This is a genomic window from Paraburkholderia acidiphila, from assembly GCF_009789655.1.
In the GTDB taxonomy this organism is placed as follows: domain Bacteria; phylum Pseudomonadota; class Gammaproteobacteria; order Burkholderiales; family Burkholderiaceae; genus Paraburkholderia; species Paraburkholderia acidiphila.
In genome coordinates this window covers 1,259,046-1,276,384 of sequence record NZ_CP046910.1, presented here as the reverse complement: position 1 = coordinate 1,276,384, position 17,339 = coordinate 1,259,046, and the positions used below count along the sequence as shown (strand labels likewise).

The 17,339-nt window shown below is 61.4% G+C and carries 16 protein-coding genes; 9 read left to right on the top strand and 7 right to left on the bottom strand.

Annotated features, from left to right (window positions below; genetic code table 11):
- Nucleotides 1-104 precede the first annotated feature (104 nt).
- From amaB to FAZ97_RS20300, 3 genes are all read left to right on the top strand, one after another.
- The gene (gene amaB / locus FAZ97_RS20310; RefSeq protein WP_158760213.1) at nt 105-1,604 is read left to right on the top strand and encodes an L-piperidine-6-carboxylate dehydrogenase; all 1,500 of its coding nucleotides are present in this window, start codon (nt 105-107) and stop codon (nt 1,602-1,604) included.
- Nucleotides 1,605-1,720: 116 nt separating this feature from the next.
- Complete coding sequence (locus FAZ97_RS20305) at nt 1,721-2,893, top strand: NAD(P)/FAD-dependent oxidoreductase (RefSeq protein ID WP_158760212.1); 1,173 nt, start codon at nt 1,721-1,723, stop codon at nt 2,891-2,893.
- Nucleotides 2,894-3,075: 182 nt separating this feature from the next.
- On the top strand, nt 3,076-4,296 hold the full coding sequence (locus FAZ97_RS20300) for an aminotransferase-like domain-containing protein (RefSeq protein ID WP_158761009.1): 1,221 nt from the start codon (nt 3,076-3,078) through the stop codon (nt 4,294-4,296).
- A gap of 23 nt (nt 4,297-4,319) precedes the next feature.
- On the opposite strand, the gene FAZ97_RS20295 is transcribed toward FAZ97_RS20300, so the two are convergent.
- A complete protein-coding gene (locus FAZ97_RS20295) occupies nt 4,320-5,228 on the bottom strand; it encodes a LysR substrate-binding domain-containing protein (RefSeq protein WP_158760211.1) in 909 nt (302 codons plus the stop codon).
- A 95-nt stretch (nt 5,229-5,323) separates the two neighbouring features.
- Here FAZ97_RS20295 and FAZ97_RS20290 point away from each other — a divergent pair, with 95 nt between their 5' ends.
- From FAZ97_RS20290 to FAZ97_RS20280, 3 genes are all read left to right on the top strand, one after another.
- A complete protein-coding gene (locus tag FAZ97_RS20290) occupies nt 5,324-6,532 on the top strand; it encodes an MFS transporter (RefSeq protein WP_158760210.1) in 1,209 nt (402 codons plus the stop codon).
- A gap of 96 nt (nt 6,533-6,628) precedes the next feature.
- Complete coding sequence (locus FAZ97_RS20285; RefSeq protein ID WP_158760209.1) at nt 6,629-7,354, top strand: haloacid dehalogenase type II; 726 nt, start codon at nt 6,629-6,631, stop codon at nt 7,352-7,354.
- A 33-nt stretch (nt 7,355-7,387) separates the two neighbouring features.
- Nucleotides 7,388-8,029 (top strand): NUDIX hydrolase, encoded by a 642-nt coding sequence (locus tag FAZ97_RS20280; protein ID WP_158760208.1) that lies wholly within the window; start codon nt 7,388-7,390, stop codon nt 8,027-8,029.
- Nucleotides 8,030-8,035: 6 nt separating this feature from the next.
- Here the strand turns inward: FAZ97_RS20280 and FAZ97_RS20275 are convergent, their stop codons facing one another.
- The 3 genes from FAZ97_RS20275 to lhpH form a co-directional block, all read right to left on the bottom strand.
- The gene (locus FAZ97_RS20275) at nt 8,036-8,377 is read right to left on the bottom strand and encodes an H-NS family nucleoid-associated regulatory protein (protein ID WP_158761008.1); all 342 of its coding nucleotides are present in this window, start codon (nt 8,375-8,377) and stop codon (nt 8,036-8,038) included.
- A gap of 123 nt (nt 8,378-8,500) precedes the next feature.
- Nucleotides 8,501-8,752 (bottom strand): hypothetical protein, encoded by a 252-nt coding sequence (locus tag FAZ97_RS20270; protein ID WP_158760207.1) that lies wholly within the window; start codon nt 8,750-8,752, stop codon nt 8,501-8,503.
- A 147-nt stretch (nt 8,753-8,899) separates the two neighbouring features.
- On the bottom strand, nt 8,900-9,907 hold the full coding sequence (gene lhpH, locus FAZ97_RS20265; RefSeq protein WP_158760206.1) for a trans-3-hydroxy-L-proline dehydratase: 1,008 nt from the start codon (nt 9,905-9,907) through the stop codon (nt 8,900-8,902).
- A 159-nt stretch (nt 9,908-10,066) separates the two neighbouring features.
- Between lhpH and FAZ97_RS20260 the strand changes: the two genes are divergently transcribed.
- The gene (locus FAZ97_RS20260) at nt 10,067-11,842 is read left to right on the top strand and encodes a phospholipase D-like domain-containing protein (RefSeq protein WP_158760205.1); all 1,776 of its coding nucleotides are present in this window, start codon (nt 10,067-10,069) and stop codon (nt 11,840-11,842) included.
- A gap of 119 nt (nt 11,843-11,961) precedes the next feature.
- A complete protein-coding gene (locus tag FAZ97_RS20255; protein WP_158760204.1) occupies nt 11,962-13,269 on the top strand; it encodes an MFS transporter in 1,308 nt (435 codons plus the stop codon).
- A gap of 26 nt (nt 13,270-13,295) precedes the next feature.
- Here FAZ97_RS20255 and FAZ97_RS20250 read toward each other — a convergent pair whose 3' ends face one another.
- From FAZ97_RS20250 to FAZ97_RS35420, 3 genes are all read right to left on the bottom strand, one after another.
- Complete coding sequence (locus tag FAZ97_RS20250) at nt 13,296-14,315, bottom strand: helix-turn-helix domain-containing protein (protein ID WP_158760203.1); 1,020 nt, start codon at nt 14,313-14,315, stop codon at nt 13,296-13,298.
- Nucleotides 14,316-14,450: 135 nt separating this feature from the next.
- Nucleotides 14,451-15,572 carry a DNA polymerase IV gene (gene dinB, locus FAZ97_RS20245; protein ID WP_158760202.1) on the bottom strand — a complete coding sequence of 374 codons (1,122 nt, stop codon included), beginning with the start codon at nt 15,570-15,572 and terminating at the stop codon, nt 14,451-14,453.
- Between the two features lie 400 nt (nt 15,573-15,972).
- Entirely contained in the window at nt 15,973-16,191 is a 219-nt protein-coding gene (locus FAZ97_RS35420) for a hypothetical protein (protein ID WP_233271709.1), read from the bottom strand.
- Nucleotides 16,192-16,382: 191 nt separating this feature from the next.
- Here FAZ97_RS35420 and FAZ97_RS20240 point away from each other — a divergent pair, with 191 nt between their 5' ends.
- Complete coding sequence (locus tag FAZ97_RS20240; protein ID WP_158760201.1) at nt 16,383-17,129, top strand: H-NS family nucleoid-associated regulatory protein; 747 nt, start codon at nt 16,383-16,385, stop codon at nt 17,127-17,129.
- Nucleotides 17,130-17,339: the final 210 nt, after the last annotated feature.

Genomic DNA, 17,339 nt, shown 5'->3' with positions numbered 1-17,339 from the left:
GGCGAAAATCCCGTGGATTTTCGTGTTGTCGCCAGAAAAATGCGCGTGTATAGTTTCCTAAAGTAGCAATGTTTCGTATCGGAAATTTTTAAGGGATTCTACCTATGAAAGCCTCCTCCATCCTCTCGGATCTCGGTATTTCCCAGCTCGCGGAAGCGGGCGACATCGCCGTGCATTCGCCGATCAACGGCGAGCTGATCGGCCGCGTCGCGAGCCAGTCGGCGGCCGACGTCGACGCCGTGCTCGCGAAGGCACAGGAGGCGTTCAAGACCTGGCGCAACGTGCCCGCGCCGCGCCGCGGCGAACTCGTGCGCCTGCTTGGCAACAAGCTGCGCGAACAGAAGCGCGCGCTCGGCAGCCTCGTCTCACTGGAAACCGGCAAGATTTTCCAGGAAGGCCTCGGTGAAGTGCAGGAAATGATCGACATCTGCGACTTCGCGGTCGGCCTCTCGCGCCAGCTTTACGGTCTGACGATTGCTTCGGAGCGTCCGGGCCACCGCATGGCGGAAACGTGGCATCCGATGGGCGTGTGTACCGTGATTTCCGCGTTCAATTTCCCGGTCGCCGTGTGGTCGTGGAATGCCGCGCTCGCGCTCGTGTGCGGTAACGCCGTGGTGTGGAAGCCGTCGGAAAAGACGCCGCTCACGGCGGTTGCCGTCAACAAGATCATGCAGGACGTGCTGAAGGAGTTCGGCGACGCGCCCGAAGGCCTCACGAGCCTGGTCGTTGGCGGCCGCGATGTGGGGGCGAAGCTCGTGGCCGACCCGCGTTCGAACATCGTCAGCGCAACGGGCAGCACCGAAATGGGCCGCACCGTTGGCGTGGAAGTCGCGCGCCGCTTTGGCCGCTCGCTGCTCGAACTGGGCGGCAACAACGCGGGCATCGTTTCCGCGACCGCCGATCTGGAACTCGCGCTGCGCGGCATTCTGTTCTCGGCAGTCGGCACGGCGGGTCAGCGCTGCACGTCGCTGCGCCGCCTCTTCGTGCACGAGAGCGTGTACGACAAGGCGGTCGAGCGCCTGAAGACGCTGTACGGCAAGGTCGCGATCGGCAATCCGCTCGAACAGGGCACGCTGATGGGGCCGCTCATCGACGAGCAGTCGTTCGCGCGCATGCAGTCGGCGCTCGAGCAGGCAAAGCGCGAGGGCGGCAAGGTGTTCGGCGGCGAGCGCCACACGGTGGCGGGCAATGAAAAGGGCTTCTACGTGCGCCCGGCCATCGTCGAGATGCCGTCGCAAACCGAAGTGGTCCTGAAGGAAACCTTCGCGCCGATTCTTTACGTGCTCAAGTACAGCGACTTCGGCGACGCCATCGAGGCGAACAACGCCGCCCACCATGGCCTTTCGTCGTGCGTGTTCACGACGGACCTGCGTGAGAGCGAGCGCTTCACGTCGGCATCGGGCAGCGATTGCGGCATCGCGAACGTGAACATCGGGCCGAGCGGCGCGGAGATCGGCGGTGCGTTCGGCGGCGAAAAGGAAACCGGCGGCGGCCGCGAGTCGGGCTCGGACGCATGGAAGGCTTATATGCGCCGCGCGACCAACACGGTCAACTATTCGTCGGCGCTGCCGCTCGCACAGGGCATCGATTTCAACGTCGAATAAGCGCGTTTTACCTCAGTGAGAAGGCGTGACCGGGTGCATTGCGCGCCCGGTCGATGGATCGATTCGCGCAAACTCAATCAATGCGCGCCGCAGTTATCCGCAATCTGGAGCAAGTCGTGAGTTCTCAAGTCGTTATCGTTGGCGGCGGGGTAATCGGTAGTTCTATTGCTTATTTTCTGCGCGCGGCCGACCCAACGGTTGCCGTGACCGTGTTCGAGCGCGACCCGAGTTATGCGCGTTCGTCGTCGGCACTTTCGGCCGCGTCGATCCGGCAGCAGTTTTCCACGCCGTTGTCGATCCAGATGTCGCTCTTCGGCATCGAGTTTCTGCGCGGCATTGGCGAACGGCTCGAAGTGAACGGCAGCCGTCCGTCGATCGATCTGCACGAGGGCGGTTATCTTTTCCTCGCCACGGAAGCGGGCGACGCGACGCTGCGCGAGAATCACGCGCTGCAAACGAGCCTCGGCGCGGACATCGAACTCATGGCGCGCGACGCGTTGCACGCGAAGTTTCCCTGGCTCAACGTCGAGGATCTCGAAAGCGGCGCGTATGGCCGCAGCGGCGAGGGCTGGTTCGACGGCTACGGCCTCGTGCAGGCGCTGCGCAAGAAGGCGCAGTCGCTCGGCGCGCGCTATGTGGCGGCCGATGTGACCGGCGTCGTGCGCAGCGGCCGCAAGATCACGCACGTGATCGCGAGCGACGGCGAACGCCACGCGTGCGACACGGTCGTGAACGCGGCCGGCGCGTGGGCGCGCAAGCTCGCGGAAATGATGGACATCGACATACCGGTTTATGCGCGCCGCCGCAGCATTTTCAACGTGTCGTCGCCGGCGCGGCTCACTGCGTGTCCGCTGTTGATCGATCCGTCGGGCGTGTATTTCCGCCCCGAGGGCAATACGTATATCACCGGCACGTCGCCGAGCGCGGACAACGATCCCAACGATCTGCCGCTCGACGAAGTCGATCACGCGATCTTCGACGACGTGATCTGGCCGACGCTTGCGCATCGCGTGCCGGGGTTCGAGGCGCTGCGCGTGGAGAACTGCTGGTCGGGCTACTACGAGTACAACGTGCTCGACCAGAACGCGATCATCGGTTATCACCCGGCCATCGACAATTGCATATTCGCCAATGGGTTCAGCGGGCATGGTCTGCAGCAGGGGCCGGCAACCGGGCGTGGCGTGAGCGAACTGATTCTGAAGGGCCGATATACCACGCTCGATCTGTCTTCGCTCGACTGGTCGCGTGTGCTGGAAAACCGGCCGATCGTCGAAAAGAACGTCGTGTGATGGCGCTTCGTCAGACTGCGTACAAAAAGCCCGTGATTTCACGGGCTTTTTTATTGCGCGAAGGCTTAATGAGCAAACCGCATGACGTGGTGATTAGATTTCGTTTGATACGCACGTAAGGGCTGCCCACAATCGAAGCTTGTCCGTTGCCGCGCTTAACCGCCATCGACTCCATCTACGCCATGTACGATTTCACCGCGCCATTTCAGCATCCTGCCGGTTCGCCTATTCGCGAGCTTTTCAAGTATTTGGGAGAACCAGGCATGATCTCCTTCGCGGGCGGTTATCCGGCCAGCGACCTGTTCGACGCCGAAGGACTGCAGGCGGCAGCGGCAAAAGCCTGGCAGGCTTCCACGCGCTGCCTTCAATATGGCCCGACCGACGGCCTGCCCGAGTTGAAGACGCAACTGCTCGCGCTGATGGCGCGCCGCGGCGTGACCTGCGCCCCCGAGGAGATGCTCGTGACGACCGGCTCGCAGCAAGGCCTCGACCTCTTGCTACGCGTGCTGCTCAACCCGGGCGACACGGCCTTGACCGAGCAGCCCGCCTATCCGGCCACGCTGCAGGCGCTCAGGCTGCAGCAGGCGCATGTCGTGACGGTGCCGGTAGACGGCGACGGTATCGACGTGGACAACCTTGCCGCGCGGCTCGCTTCGGGCGCGATTGTGCGGCCCAAACTGCTGTACACGGTGCCGACCTTCGCGAATCCCACCGGAGCCACGCTCACGCGCGAGCGGCGCCTTGCGCTCTTGCGTCTCGCCGTTCAATACCGCTTCGCAATCGTCGAGGACGATCCTTACGGCGATCTGCGCTTCGCAGGCAACGCGGTGCCGTCGATGCTGGCGCTGGCAAGCGAAGTCGAGGGCTCGCGCGACTGGATCGTGCACTTCTCGAGTCTTTCGAAAGTCGTCGCGCCTGGCTTGCGCGTAGGCTGGGCCATCGCGCCCGCCGAAATCACGCGGCGCTGCGTGATCGCCAAGCAGACCGTCGACCTGTGCAGTACGCCGTGGACTCAGGCGATCGCCGCGCACTATCTGGAGGCGGGTTCGCTCGAACGACACCTTCCGCACATCACGCAAGCGTATCGGGGTAAATGCGAGGCGCTTTGCGATGGCCTGCGCGCGCAATTCGGAGAGGAACTGGCGTTTCATCAGCCCGAAGGCGGCATGTTCGTATGGGCGCGCATTCCCGGCGTGGTGATCGGTACACTATTGCCGAACGCGATAGCGAACAAGGTGATTTTCGTTCCGGGCAAGGCGTTCTTCGCTGACGATCCGGACACCGCGTCGCTGCGTCTTTCGTTCGCCGCGCCCAACGTGGATGAGATTCGTGAAGGCGTGGCGCGCTTGAAGCGGGCCACGCATGCCACGCGAACGGCGAGCGTGGCGTCGGTGCCAGCTTGAAACGCGCGCGGCTCAAGAACGCATCAAGTGCCGCGCGTTTCTCGCTGTGCAACCAACCGAGCAAGCTCGACGAAGCGCTCGACACATATGGATGTAAAGGGCTCGATCCACGAGACAGTCTGTTCGAGCGCCGGCGCATCGCTCAGCGGCACATAGGCCACGCCCGAGCGTTGCAGCGCCACCGTGAAGGCCGGTACGATGGCGACGCCGCGCTCGGCCGCGACGAGCGAGACGAGCGTCGCGGTCTGCGACGCAGTAGGCCCGATGCGCGGCTCCACACCTGCTTGCGCGCACAACGAATCGAGCGCCGCAGTCAGCGCCGACCCATATCCCGGCGGCAAAATCAGAAACGTCTCGTCTCGAAGCTCGGCGAAGGCGAGCGACTTTTTGCGCGCATGCACGCTGCCGCTCGGCACGGCGGCGACGAGCGGCTCGCGCGCGATCACGAGCGAGCACAAACCATCGTCTAGCGCGTTCACGGCCGACCAGCCGAAGCCGATATCGAGTGTGCCCTCAACGATTTGCCGATGCTGACTCGCGGTGGCGGCCTCGCGGAATGTCAGCTCCACCTCGGGCAGTACGCGGCCTGCATTGCGCACGATTTCCGCGAACGCATCCGACATCGGAATCGAACTGGTGTAGCCGATCGCAATGCGCCCTGTCACGCCCTGGGCGAGCTTGCGCGCGGTGGCCTGCGCCTCGCCAGCGGCGTGAAGCACGCTGCGCGCCCGCTCGAGGAACACGATGCCTTCGGGCGTGAGTTTGACCGCACGTGTAGAGCGCTCGAAAAGGCGGATGCCGAGTTCGGCTTCGAGCGCTGCGATATGGCGCGTCAATGGCGGCTGCGCGATGTTCAGGCGCACGGCGGCGCGCCCGAAGTGCAGTTCTTCGGCAACGGTGACGAAATAGCGGAGACGGCGCAGGTCGAGCATTCTTGTTCTGGCGGTATCAATGGCGACGAAAACGGTATTGGCGCAAGCGATTGCCGATCCTCAGACTGTCGGTTGGATCAGACCGGCCGTCAATCATGAAAGACAAATCCATTCGAACCGCATTCTTCCTGTGCGGCTTCGCAGCCTTCATCAATCTCTACGCGACGCAAGGCATTCTGCGCGAACTCGCCGCCGCGTTCGGCGTGAGCGCGGAACACGCCGGGCAGGGCGTGAGCGCGACCACGCTGGCCGTCGCCATTATCGCGCCGTTCGTCGGCACCCTGGCGGCGCGCTTCGACAGGCGCACCGTGATTGTCGCCGCCGCGCTCGCATCTGCGCTGCCCGTCGTCTGGTCCGCGCATGCGTCCTCTTTTGCGTCGTTCCTCGCGGCGCGCTTCACCGCAGGGCTGCTGATGCCGTTCATTTTCGCCATGTCGATTTCGTATATCGGCGAGCGCTATCACCGCGAGCGCGCTACCGAAGTGAGCGCGATCTTCGTGGCCGGCACCACGCTGGGCGGCTTCGCGGGGCGTTTCGTCACCAATCTGCTGACGTCGATGCTCGGGTGGCGTCACGCGCTCGACATCGTGGCGCTGCTTGGCCTGGCCACCGGCCTTGCGATCTACGCGAGCCTGCCCGCATCGGGGGCCGTGCGCACGGAGGGCGGTTGTGCGGCAAAGACGCAATGGAAGCTCGTGATGCGCGGCCCGGTGCTTGCCTCGTTCGCCGTGGGCGCATGCGTGCTTGCCTCTCAGGTTGCGACGTTTACCTTCGTCGGGCTGCGGCTCACGCGGGCGCCGTTCGACTTTTCGACGGCGGGTATCGGCGCGATTTATGCGGTGTTCCTCGTGGCGGTGATTGTTACCCCGATTTCGGGTCGTATGGCGAGGCACCGGGGGCCGCGCGACCTCGCGCTCGCGGCGGTTGGCCTCGCTATTGCGGGCAGCCTGCTGACGCTCTCGGACGGCGTTGGCGCGATTCTCGCCGGGCTCGCGCTGGGTTCGACGGCGGTTTTCGTCGAACAGGCTTGCGCCAATGCGTTCATTTCCCATGCCGCCGCTGCGGCCCGGACTACGGCGATCGGTATCTATCTCTCGTGCTATTACTTCGGCGGCAGCCTCGGCTCTGTGTTGCCCATTCCAGCGTGGCATCGCTGGGGCTGGGCGGGGTGCGTGGCGTTCGTTGTGGCCGCTCAGGCGCTGGTCGGGCTGTTCGTGCTTGCGTTCTGGCGGCCGGAGCGTGCGGCCGGACGCAGCGACGCGCGCACGGCACCTGGACAATCGCCTGATTGGCAGCCCAAATGATGACGGAATCGATCGCCATTGTTTGATTCACGATGTCGACGCGGCCTATACACTGTGCACTGTGATTTCCGCCTTGCGCGTCCGAAAGGAGTAACCGTGGAATTGACCGACTTCGACACGCTGACTTTTGACTGCTACGGCACCCTGATCGACTGGGAAAGCGGCATCTTCGAGAGCCTCAAGCCGCTGCTCGAGCGGGCGAGCGCACCGCTCACGAGGGACCAGGTTCTGGAGGCCCACGCGCGGCATGAGTCCTCGCAGCAGCAATACACGCCAGCCAGGCGATATCAGGAACTGCTGCCGGTCGTCTACAAGCGGCTGGCTGAGGAATGGGGGCTCCCGTTCACGCACGTGGAGTGCGTGGAATACGGGCGCTCGGTGCGGAACTGGCCGGCGTTCGAGGATACCGTTGCCGCGCTGCAGTACCTTAAGAATCACTATAAGCTGGTGATTCTCTCCAATGTCGACAACGAAACGTTCACCTATAGCAACGCAAGGCTACAGGTTGAGTTCGACGCGATTTTCACGGCGGAAGACGTCGGCTCGTATAAGCCCTCGTTGCGAAACTTCGAGTACATGCTCGAGAAACTCGGCGACCGCGGCATTGAGAAGGAGAGAATCCTTCACACCGCCGAAAGCCTCTTTCACGACCACAAGCCTGCCAATGAATGTGGGTTGGCGTCGTGCTGGATCTACCGCCGTCATGCACAGTCCGGCTTTGGCGCGACAATGAATCCCGGCTCGCAGCCGAAGTTCGATTTCCGCTTCAATAGCATGGCCGACTTCGTAAAAGCGCATCAGGAAGCACTGGCCAATAATTAGACCAGCGACTTCTACCCATTCGCTCAGACCGCCATGAAGTCCCCGCCTTCCGATCTGGAATTGTTGAAAGCCCGTCTTGCGCAGGCTCGCCGGCTACTGGCGCTTGCGCAATCGGGTTTGCACTATGCGACGAGCGCCTTCGACACGGAAAGGTATGCAGAAATCGCCGGTGTCGCGCAGCAGCAACTCGCGGAAATGGCATCCCTGCAATCAGGGGATGTCGCCGCGCTCTTTGCTCCCGAGACGGGATACGCAAATCCAAAACTCGACGTGAGATGCGCCGTTTTCAATCAGGCTGGGCAAATCCTTCTCGTGCGCGAAGCCGTGGATGGGTTGTGGTCTTTGCCCGGCGGCTGGGCCGACGTAGGTGTCTCACCGGCTGAAAACGCGGCAAAAGAGGTGCGTGAAGAAAGCGGATATACGGTGAACGTCGTTCGGCTGCTGGCGGTGTGGGATATGCTCAAGCACGGACATCCGCCTTCCGTGTTTCACATCTGGAAGCTGGTTTTCCTTGGGGAGATCGTTCGAGCGGGCGAGAGATCCGGAACGGAGACTGACGCGGCTCTCTTCTTCGATGTCGATGATCTTCCGGCCTTGTCGCGAGGCCGAATCCTGCCGGAACAAATTCGACGACTGAGCGAACTGCGCAATAGCGGTGAGGCCGAATTTGATTAAAGTGCTTCAGGCCGCGCCGGTATGTTCTGTTCTTACAGTTGCCAAACGGCTGCCTGCAAACGGGTCCAGACGCCAGTCCACGCTTTGGGGTTTGGCCGGTTGCGGTTCAATCGTCTCGCGGACCGCAAAATGCTCGAGCGACTGTCCCGCGCTTGTCGCCTGCACCACCCACTGCGGAGCGTCGCCTTTGCCGTCCCACGTGTGGCCCGCCGCATCCCGGTAACGGGCGGCTCGCAATTGCGCGGCATCCGCAGCCAGTGAAGCGGCAATATCGTCCGGTTCGATTCCAAATTCGGCCATCCGGCGCCGCAGATAGGCCACAATGCTTTCGCGTTTTCGTTCGTCCATTTCTATTTGTGCTTCGCTCTGAATGCAACGTTTGAGCAGAATATAGCGCAAGTCGCGTGCCGCCACGATATCACAGCTTGAAAGGGCGTCCCTGGCGGCTGTTGCGAAAGGCCCAGTCGGAAATCAGGTATTCAGTTTCTGGGCGCGGTCGGCTTCATGTTGCGCGGCGCGCTCCTGCGCATTCTTCTTCGCAATGTGATGCCCAACGATACAGCCGCCGACGGCGCCAACCACCGCGTGGTGGCCTGCATAATGTCCGGCTACGCCACCCACGACAGCGCCCTTGAGGCAGCCGGCGGCATGTGCGGTTCCGGCTGCCGCCAGCCCTAGAGCGGCCGCTGCGGCAAATAATCTGATTCGGTTATTGACGTTCATGATAATCAATTGTGGGAGATTTTAGCTTGAAAACCGGCTCAATATCGTGCGTTTCTGCTGAGCACGGTTCGGAGTGTAGGCGGCGGGCCCGGACACAGGTGCAACGGCGGTGCGAGTTTCGTAACGGTGCGTTATCGGGGGAAACGCTTAGCGTACGAGGAAGCCGTAAGTAAGCGGGTCGCGTTCGTCCACGATCCAGGTCGCGAAGCCGCAAACAAATGCGTTGCCCTCGACTTCCGGGATTACGGCCTTGAAGTCGCCGACTGTCGTCTCGCCGAGCACGCGTCCTTTGAAAACCGTGCCGATGATGGACTCGTTCACAAGGGTCTCGTCTTTGCCAAGTTCGCCACGCAGGTACAACTGGGCGACGCGGCCACCGGTGCCGGAGCCAGTTGGGGAGCGGTCGACTTCCCGGTCCGCGAACACGCAGCAATTGGCTTGCGTCGAACCTTCGTGTCGAGGCGCGTTGGCAATAATGGTACCGTAAATGTGGTTGATTTCCGGGATCTCGGGATGTTCGACGGGGTACGCCTTGTTCGCGGCTTCCTTCACCTCGGCGCCGAACCGGATGAGTTCCTCGACCGATGACTCGCGCACGGCGAGTCCATGCGGCTGACCGTCGGTATAAAAGTAGAAAGCGCCGCCGAAAGCGATATCGCCCTTCACCGCACCAAAGGACGGCGTCTGAACCGTCACGTCGCGCTTCCAGATGAACGACGGGACATTCACGAATCGCACATTGCCGGCGTGTTCGCCATCCCACTGGACGAACGCTTCGATGAAGCCACAGGGAGCGTCAATGCCGACACGCGTTTCCGGAACCTGGCGTTGAACCCAGCCAAGTTCAACCGCTGCAGTGGACAGCGCGATAACGCCATGTCCGCAGTGGTCGCTATAGCCTTCGTTATGAAGGAAGATGATGCCGAAGTCGGCGGCTGGACTAACCGGTTCGGTCAGATAACCGCCGTACATATCGGCGTGACCACGCGGTTCGAACATCAAGGCGGTACGGATTTCGTCGGCGTGTTCTTTTAGCCACGCGCGACGCTTCACGATCGTGTCGCCGGGCAGGCGGGGCAATCCGCTCGTGACGATACGGAAGGCTTCGCCGCCGGTATGGACCTCGACGGTCGAAATGGTACGAGTAGGTTTCATGATGTTTTTACGCTATTGACTCACTGACCGTACGCCACGGTCTTCGCCAGGCCCCGCGTCGCGTCATCGAAACGACATCTGCGTAACATACACCATTCACTGTTTCAACAAACTGTTGGTCGAAACTGCAGGTTTTGGCCAACACAGAAGAGGTGAACGATGTCGACGAAGATTCGCAGCTATCTCTCCCCCACGTTGGTCTTGCTCGCGTTCGACTGGCCAGAAGGTGCGACACGCACCGACTTCCTGGGTTTCGCCATTGAGCGAGCCCCGGGTTTCACGAGTCCCGACGGCAGATCCCATGACGCAAGCAGCTGGCTCCCGAATCGAATCACGTTCAAAGGGCCCGTGCCCGATGGGAAGCCTGACGCGCCTTCGAACACTGCACCGATTCAAAAATTCATGTGGTGGGACGCGCGCATCGAGGAAGCCGACCGAGGCAAGGCGTTCAACTACACCGTCTATCCGGTAGTCGGGACACCGGACAATCCGAATCTGCTTAACGCAGAGGCGAGTTCGTGTGAGGTCACGCTTCCGGCGCATATCGAAGACAGCGTGGGTACGTGGTTCAACCGTGCGGTGGTGAGTTCGCAGGCTTTTGCGCGCCAGGTCAAGGCCATGGGAATCGATCCGCATACCGCGCCGCCGGCCGCAAAGGCACTTCAGCTTCGAACATGGCTCGCTAACGATATGCAGCTTGTGTTCAAGGAAATATTCCAGGATTCATCGCACGCTGCGGCCGCTGTTTATCACCTGACTGACCCACTTTGGGCAATGCCGGCGTTCAAGGATTTTGGAACGGCCCACGGGAAAGGGAATGTTGCCGTCGTCTACGACTCGCATCTGGTTCGCGAAAAAGGCAAACCGCCCGCGCCATCACCCAATCAACCCGCGGTCGACGAACTGGGCGGCGTCGTGACTTTCTGCGCGCGTGACAAGACGCATATCATGCACGACAAGCTTATCGTGACCGATAGGGGCGACAGACGAGGTAATCCGGCATTCGTCCTTGCGGGCTCTGCGAATTTCACAACGGAAGGCATCACGGAACAGGCTAACGTGCTCCACCTGTTCGATTCGGCGGATCTCGCGAAACTGTACGACGACCGAACGAAAGCCATTGCCAGCAATCCGTCCATCAACCAGACCGCTGAACTCGCGAATGGCTGGTCGGATCCCGTGAGTGTGGGAAACGCAGCCGTGCGCCTTTGCTTCTCTCCAGAGGCGAAAACCAAACGGACCCAGATCGACACCATCGTAGAAGCGGTAGGGCAGGCGCAGCATTCGGTTTTGTTTTGCCTCTTCATGCCGACGGACGAACCGCTTCGCGACGCCTGCTTTGCGGCCGGCGACAAGGGGCGAATGATGTTCGGCCTCGTCAACAATATCAGTGAAAAGTCGGCTGAGAGTGCGCAGGCGGCGCAGAAAGCGGGGGAAGCGGTGAGTACCACGGCGCTGGCAAACCTCGCGCTCTATCATCGAAGCAAGGAAAACCGCGACGTGATCGACGCATCGTATTTCTCTCCGGCGACCGTGCCCGAAGGATTCGAGCCCGAGCTTCGGCTTTTTCCCGGCGAAGTCGCGCCCGGTTACGCGCCGGTCATCATCCACCATAAGTTCGTCGTGATCGACGCCGAGGGAGACAATCCGATCGTCTACACGGGTTCGGCGAACATGAGCAACAACTCGGAGCATTTCAACGACGAGAACCTGCTCGAAATAAAGGACACGCGAATTGCGGCCATTTACCTCGCTGAGTTCATGCGGCTATACGAGCACTACCGGGCTCGCGCCATTGGCATCGAGGAGCAGCGGCATGGAACCGTTCAACGGCTAATGTTGCAACCTGGGCGCAAGTGGGCGGATAAGTATTACAAGCCGGATAGTCCGGAGGAGAAGGCACGGATTGCATTGGCATCGGACTCGGCCGGCTGACGCAATGTAATGGGTCACTGCGCGGCAACTGCGCACGCGTGGTATCGTGCAGTGCGTCAAGCAGCAAGAAAGCAGTTTCATGAAACGCGTGCGCCCATACTGACCATCTAGAATAAAGAATGTTCACGCCTGACCTCTCGACCTGCGACCCGCCTGCCACCAATCAGGAACATCCCCGTCAGCCTCTCAAGACCGTCGTCGCGGCGTCGCTTGTGACCGGCCTCGAGATGTTCGATTTCACCGTTTTCGGCTTTTTCGCGGCGATGATCGGAGACCGGTTCTTCCCGGCGAGCGATCCGATGACCTCATTGCTGTGGGCGGTCGGTACATTCGGCGTCGGCTTTTTCATGCGGCCTGTTGGCGCGATGGTCATTGGCACTTACGCGGACCGTGTGGGCCGCCGCGCAGCGATGGCCAGGACCAGCTGGATGATGGCGCTGGGAACCGCTACGCTCGCCCTGTGCCCGTCGTTTGCCAGCATAGGCGTGATTGCGCCGCTCATCATCATTGCCGGCCGCTCGCTGCAGGGCTTTGCCGTTGGCGGCGACATCGGCGTTGCCGCAGCCTTCGTGCTGGAGGCCGGGCCCGCGTCGCGTCGCGGCTATCTGGTCAGCTGGCAGCTCGCAAGCCAGGGGGCGGCGGCGTTGCTGGGGGCGTCCCTGGGGCTGCTAATCACCAGCACGCTCTCGCCGGCGGCGCTTGCCTCGTGGGGCTGGCGAATCCCGTTTGTGTTCGGTCTTTTGATCGCGCCGGTCGGCCTCTATGTTCGACTCCGGCTTCGTGACGATGCGGTTTTCACCAACACCGCGAGACATGCCCGCACACCGCTCACCGAACTGTATCGCGACCATCGGCGGACGATCCTGCTGGCCATGCTGATGATAATGGGGCAAACCGTACCGGTCTACGCGATTGTCTACTTCATGCCGAGCTATGCGACGCGTGTGATGCACATGCCCGTCGTGACCGGATTTATGGCTTCCGCGTTGTCCGCTTCGCTGCTGGTTGTCATTCCGCCGCTGGCGGGCCGTCTCATGGATCGTCTGGGGTGCCGCAAGCCGTTGGCCCTTGTGGCCTCAGGATGCTCGGCGCTGCTGGTCTTTCCAGTCTTTCTGATGTTCTCCCGCGCGACTAGCGTGGCGCCAATCCTGTGCGGCGTCGCACTCTTCAGTGTCACGATGGCATTCAGCGCTGTAGCGGTCACGCTGCTTGTGCTCGAAACGCTACCCGTTCGCGTGCGCGCGAGCGGCATGGCCGTTTCGCATGCATTGAGTGTCGCGTTGTTTGGCAGCACCGCTCAGTTCATCGTGACCGGTTTGATCAAATGGACCGGCGATCCACTCTCTGCGGCATGGTATGTCACGCCCGCGTGTTGCGTGAGCTTCTGCGCGCTGGTGCTTTTCAAGGAGCGGCGCGTCGGACCGTGAGCCTGTCGCGCCGGTGTCGATACCTGTCACCGCGGCTGAAGCCTCCTGCTGGCCAGCGCCCGAAAATCCTGTGGCGCCATGTCGTACGCACGCCGGAAGGCGCGAGTGAAATCTGATGCGCTTTTAAAGCCAAGTCCATAAGCAATCTCGATGACCGTGACGTGCGAATACCGGACCAGTTCATCGGCCGCGCGGCGCAGCCTCAGGTTTCGGATATAGGCGCCGAGGCCGCCTTCATGTTGAAACAGCCGATAGAGAGTCGGGCGAGGCAGTTCGAGCGCATTGAGCACACTTTCGGGGGAGAGGTCGCTTTCAGTCAGGTGCGCCTGAATATAGCGCCGTACCTGGGCGAACATCGCCGCCCGGGCTGCTGCGCGAGTGTCGCCGTTCAGGCCCGCTTGCCGTCCAAACGCTGCAACAAGCAGCTCGGCCGCCGCGCGTATGGCGTCATCCGCCTGCCCGGCGCTCAGGCTTGCGACTCTCCCGCTCAGCGTCGCAACGTGTTCGATGATCAGTGGCACAAGTGGCATCGACGCGTGGAGCATACGGCCGTGGATGGCCTCCGGATCAGGAAAGACCTTTTGCACCAACTCGCCCGGCACGAAAAACGTGATCACCCTGCATGCCTGGCGTTGCATTCGAATGGGTTGGTTCAGATCGAGTGCAAGGACGCTGGCGGGCGAGGGCATGCTGTCGCGCTGCGAGGCGCGCGTGACCACGTTCTCGACCGCGCCCTCCAGAAACACATGAAAGACGAAGCCGCGTACCCGGTCGGTCGAAATCCGCGCCTGCGAGCGCTCGAGCACAAGCAGGTCCGAACGGCAATCCGTAAAGACAAGGTCGCCCACCTCGTAGCGGTCAATTGAGGCCTGAAAGGGCTTCTCGAGGTCGGATCGCGAGGGCACCACGTCAATAATGTGGCCCACCCGATCGCGCCAGGCAAGCAAGCGACGTTCCGGTGGTTCGCCCCGCACGCTGAAATGATTGTGGGCAATGCCGTGTTCAAGCGGGCGTAAGAGGTCGACCGTAGGTACGCGGGAGCTCATGCGAAGAAGTCTTTGCGGAAATGTGCCTGAAAGTCTTCTGGAATAGACGCATTGAGAATCTAACCGAAAAACTGCCCGTCGTGAACTTTTCGAAAAAGGCCTGTTTCGGATCGACCTAACGTCAGCGATCGAACATTAGCCATCGAAAGGCAACTCGCCCTGCGTCGGGACCATGGCGGACGCTGTACCCGTGGCGCGCTCGAGCGAGCCAATGCGTACGCCGATGAGGCGAATCCTCCGATCCAGCGACACGCGCTTCAGGCATTCGCCGACGGCTCGCCGGATAGCCGCGGCATCCGCCACCGGTTCCGTGAGCGAGAGGTCGCGAGTGACGATCTTGAAGTCGGCGAACTTGATTTTCAGGCCTACCGTTCGGCCTCGGTACCCTTTGCGCTGAAGATCCTCGGTGACCCGTTCGCAAAGACGCGTCAGCGCCGGCGTGAGGACTGCGCGATCGCGAACGACATGCATGTCACGCTCGAACGTTGTTTCCCGGCTCATGGACTTTGGCTCGGAGGAAACCACGACGGCGCGGTCGTCGAGGCCTCGCGCGATTCTGGCCAGCCACGCGGCGTAGGTAGGCCCGAAATGCTCCTGCAAAAGTCCGAGGTCTGCCGAGGCCAGTTCGCCGACCGTTCCGATCCCAATGCTCGCCAGGCGCTCGTTCGCGCGCGGGCCGATTCCATTCACTTTCTTTGCCGGAAGCGGCCAGATGCGCGACTCGAGATCGTCCATTGTGAGTATCGTGAGACCGTTCGGCTTGTCCAGCTCCGAGCCGATTTTTGCGAGCAGCTTGTTCGGCGCGATGGCGATAGAGCATGTGAGGCTGGTCGCCTCGTGCACTGCTGACTTGATCCGGTTGCCGAGTTCGCGCGATTCGCCGTCGATGCCCGTCAGGTCGATATAGATCTCGTCGATGCCCCGGTCTTCGATCTGGTCCGTGAACGCGCGCACGGCGTCCTTGAATTGGCGCGAATAGCGCCGGTACGAATCAAAGTCCGTAGGCAGGAGAATGGCATCGGGCGCGAGCTGTGCGGCTTTCATCATGCCCATCGCGGAGAAAACGCCGAGGGCGCGCGCTTCGTAGGTCGAAGTCGTGACCACGCCGCGGCCCACATAGTCGCGCAGCCGCGCAAACCGGCGCGTGCCGTCTGGCAGGACTTCGGGTGCCGCATTGCGGCCGCCGCCAATCACGACGGGTTTGCCGCGCAATTCGGGGTAGCGCAGCAATTCGACGGACGCGTAAAAAGCGTCCATGTCGAGGTGTGCAATGCGGCGTGTCCGGTGGCTTGTCACGTTGCAACTACTGTGGAATCGTCCGGGCGCTCATTGAGCGTTCGCGCTGAAATGCAGTGCCCGCACGAATGTTCATCTGTTTTCTCAGTCGAGGCTCACGGTCGGAGGCGCGTCAGGCCGCGTGCCGACCTAACGCGAGATACTGTATGTTTGCACAGTATTCTACCGCATGCTCCCGGCTGTGCCGCTAACTTCGTTCAGTGGGAAAAGATCGTGGTTGCGTCGTGCTGGCGGGGGATTTCTCCCATCGAGTTCGCACACAGCCGATTTGGGAGAACGAGTAAGAAAAGAATGAATTGAAGAAGAGCAGCGAAGAAAGCCAGGCAGGAGTGTGTACTTGATTATTGCGCAGCTTTCGGCGCTATCCGTTGGTATCCACCCACGCGCGTGCCCAGGCGATTCCTGCCTCCTGCGCAGCGTCCTCGGAATTAAATAAATCCAGAACGCCCGAAGCGTCGATGAGTTTGTTGTCCCGGGTCACGGTGCCACTCCCCGCGTAGCGCTCAGGCGTGAGGATCTCCGACTGCTGCGCAATAGCGTGGCCCCACAAAACGTATCCCTTGTATGTCTCTCTTTCCATATCTTGTCCAAACGCGGGTGTTGTACCCGATTCACTTACCGGTCTGATTCGGATGCCGCGTTGCGAGTGGGTCAGAAATAGACAGTAATGTTTCTCACTGCCGAACGCAAAGTAATTCGGCGTGAAATGTTGAATTCGTCGTCCGATGTGGCATAGTGGGAAAAATTATCTTATCAAAGGAAAAACCACGAATGGCTACACTCCAATCAATTCAGGCACGAATCGCAAAGCTGCAGGCTCAAGCAGAATCGCTGGCGAACACAAAATCGACTGCGGTACTCGAAAAAATTCGTGGCTTGATGGACAAGCATGCCGTGACGGTTGCCGAGATTGAAGCGTTCGTTGGCAAGCGACGCGGCCGCAAACCGGGACCGAACGTTGCGGCAAAGCAGGGTTCGTCGGCAGCGAAGTATCTCGATCCCAAAACCGGCGCGACCTGGACCGGCCATGGTCGTGCTCCCGCGTGGATTGCAAATGCAAAAGACCGAAGCAAGTTCCTGATTGCAGGCGCGGCACCGAAATCGGTTGCTGCTGTGAAAACGCCTAAGGCAGGCAACTATGTGCGTGGACCGCAGCCGCCGAAATATCGTGACCCGAAAACCGGCGCGACGTGGTCCGGCCGTGGCACCGCACCGGCATGGCTCGCTGGCGCGAAGGACCGGTCGAAGTTTCTGATTGAAAAGGCTGTGCCTGCGGCTAAACCGGCCAAGGCGCCGGCAGCGAAGAAGGGCGCTGTAAAAAAGAGCACGGCAACCAGGAAGGTTTCTGCGAAGAAGGCAGCGCCGGCACGCAGGGTCGCTGCGAAAAACGGTGCAGCGGCGAAGTCACCTGTCGCGCGAAAAGTCCGTGCGCCGAAGCTTGTGGCAAAGGCGGCCCCTGTCGAAGTCGCCGCGCCTCAGGCGGCTTCTGAGGTTGCGGGCACGGCTGCCGCAGCCTAAGTGACACACCGGGCTGCGCAAGCGTGCTTCCAGCCCGGTTCAGCGCTTCTTATTCGTGGGCCGCTTGATCGAGGGCGGGGTGTGCATCCTCGAACGGTGATGCCAACTCATTTCGGAAGTGGCAGGCGCCTCCTAAAACGCCGTGCCTGCGTTTGTCCCGCCACATTATTCGACGTCAGCTATTGACGCGTAGACAGTGCCGCCCTGTTT

Excerpts from the sequence above, each read along its gene's own strand:
- amaB (WP_158760213.1), top strand. The coding sequence starts at position 105 with ATGAAAGCCTCCTCCATCCTCTCGGATCTCGGTATTTCCCAGCTCGCG.
- FAZ97_RS20300 (WP_158761009.1), top strand. The coding sequence starts at position 3,076 with ATGTACGATTTCACCGCGCCATTTCAGCATCCTGCCGGTTCGCCTATT.
- FAZ97_RS20295 (WP_158760211.1), bottom strand. The coding sequence starts at position 5,228 with ATGCTCGACCTGCGCCGTCTCCGCTATTTCGTCACCGTTGCCGAAGAA.
- FAZ97_RS20290 (WP_158760210.1), top strand. The coding sequence starts at position 5,324 with ATGAAAGACAAATCCATTCGAACCGCATTCTTCCTGTGCGGCTTCGCA.
- FAZ97_RS20280 (WP_158760208.1), top strand. The coding sequence starts at position 7,388 with ATGAAGTCCCCGCCTTCCGATCTGGAATTGTTGAAAGCCCGTCTTGCG.
- FAZ97_RS20275 (WP_158761008.1), bottom strand. The coding sequence starts at position 8,377 with ATGGACGAACGAAAACGCGAAAGCATTGTGGCCTATCTGCGGCGCCGG.
- FAZ97_RS20270 (WP_158760207.1), bottom strand. The coding sequence starts at position 8,752 with ATGAACGTCAATAACCGAATCAGATTATTTGCCGCAGCGGCCGCTCTA.
- lhpH (WP_158760206.1), bottom strand. The coding sequence starts at position 9,907 with ATGAAACCTACTCGTACCATTTCGACCGTCGAGGTCCATACCGGCGGC.
- FAZ97_RS20260 (WP_158760205.1), top strand. The coding sequence starts at position 10,067 with ATGTCGACGAAGATTCGCAGCTATCTCTCCCCCACGTTGGTCTTGCTC.
- FAZ97_RS20255 (WP_158760204.1), top strand. The coding sequence starts at position 11,962 with ATGTTCACGCCTGACCTCTCGACCTGCGACCCGCCTGCCACCAATCAG.
- FAZ97_RS20250 (WP_158760203.1), bottom strand. The coding sequence starts at position 14,315 with ATGAGCTCCCGCGTACCTACGGTCGACCTCTTACGCCCGCTTGAACAC.
- dinB (WP_158760202.1), bottom strand. The coding sequence starts at position 15,572 with ATGGACGCTTTTTACGCGTCCGTCGAATTGCTGCGCTACCCCGAATTG.
- FAZ97_RS35420 (WP_233271709.1), bottom strand. The coding sequence starts at position 16,191 with ATGGAAAGAGAGACATACAAGGGATACGTTTTGTGGGGCCACGCTATT.
- FAZ97_RS20240 (WP_158760201.1), top strand. The coding sequence starts at position 16,383 with ATGGCTACACTCCAATCAATTCAGGCACGAATCGCAAAGCTGCAGGCT.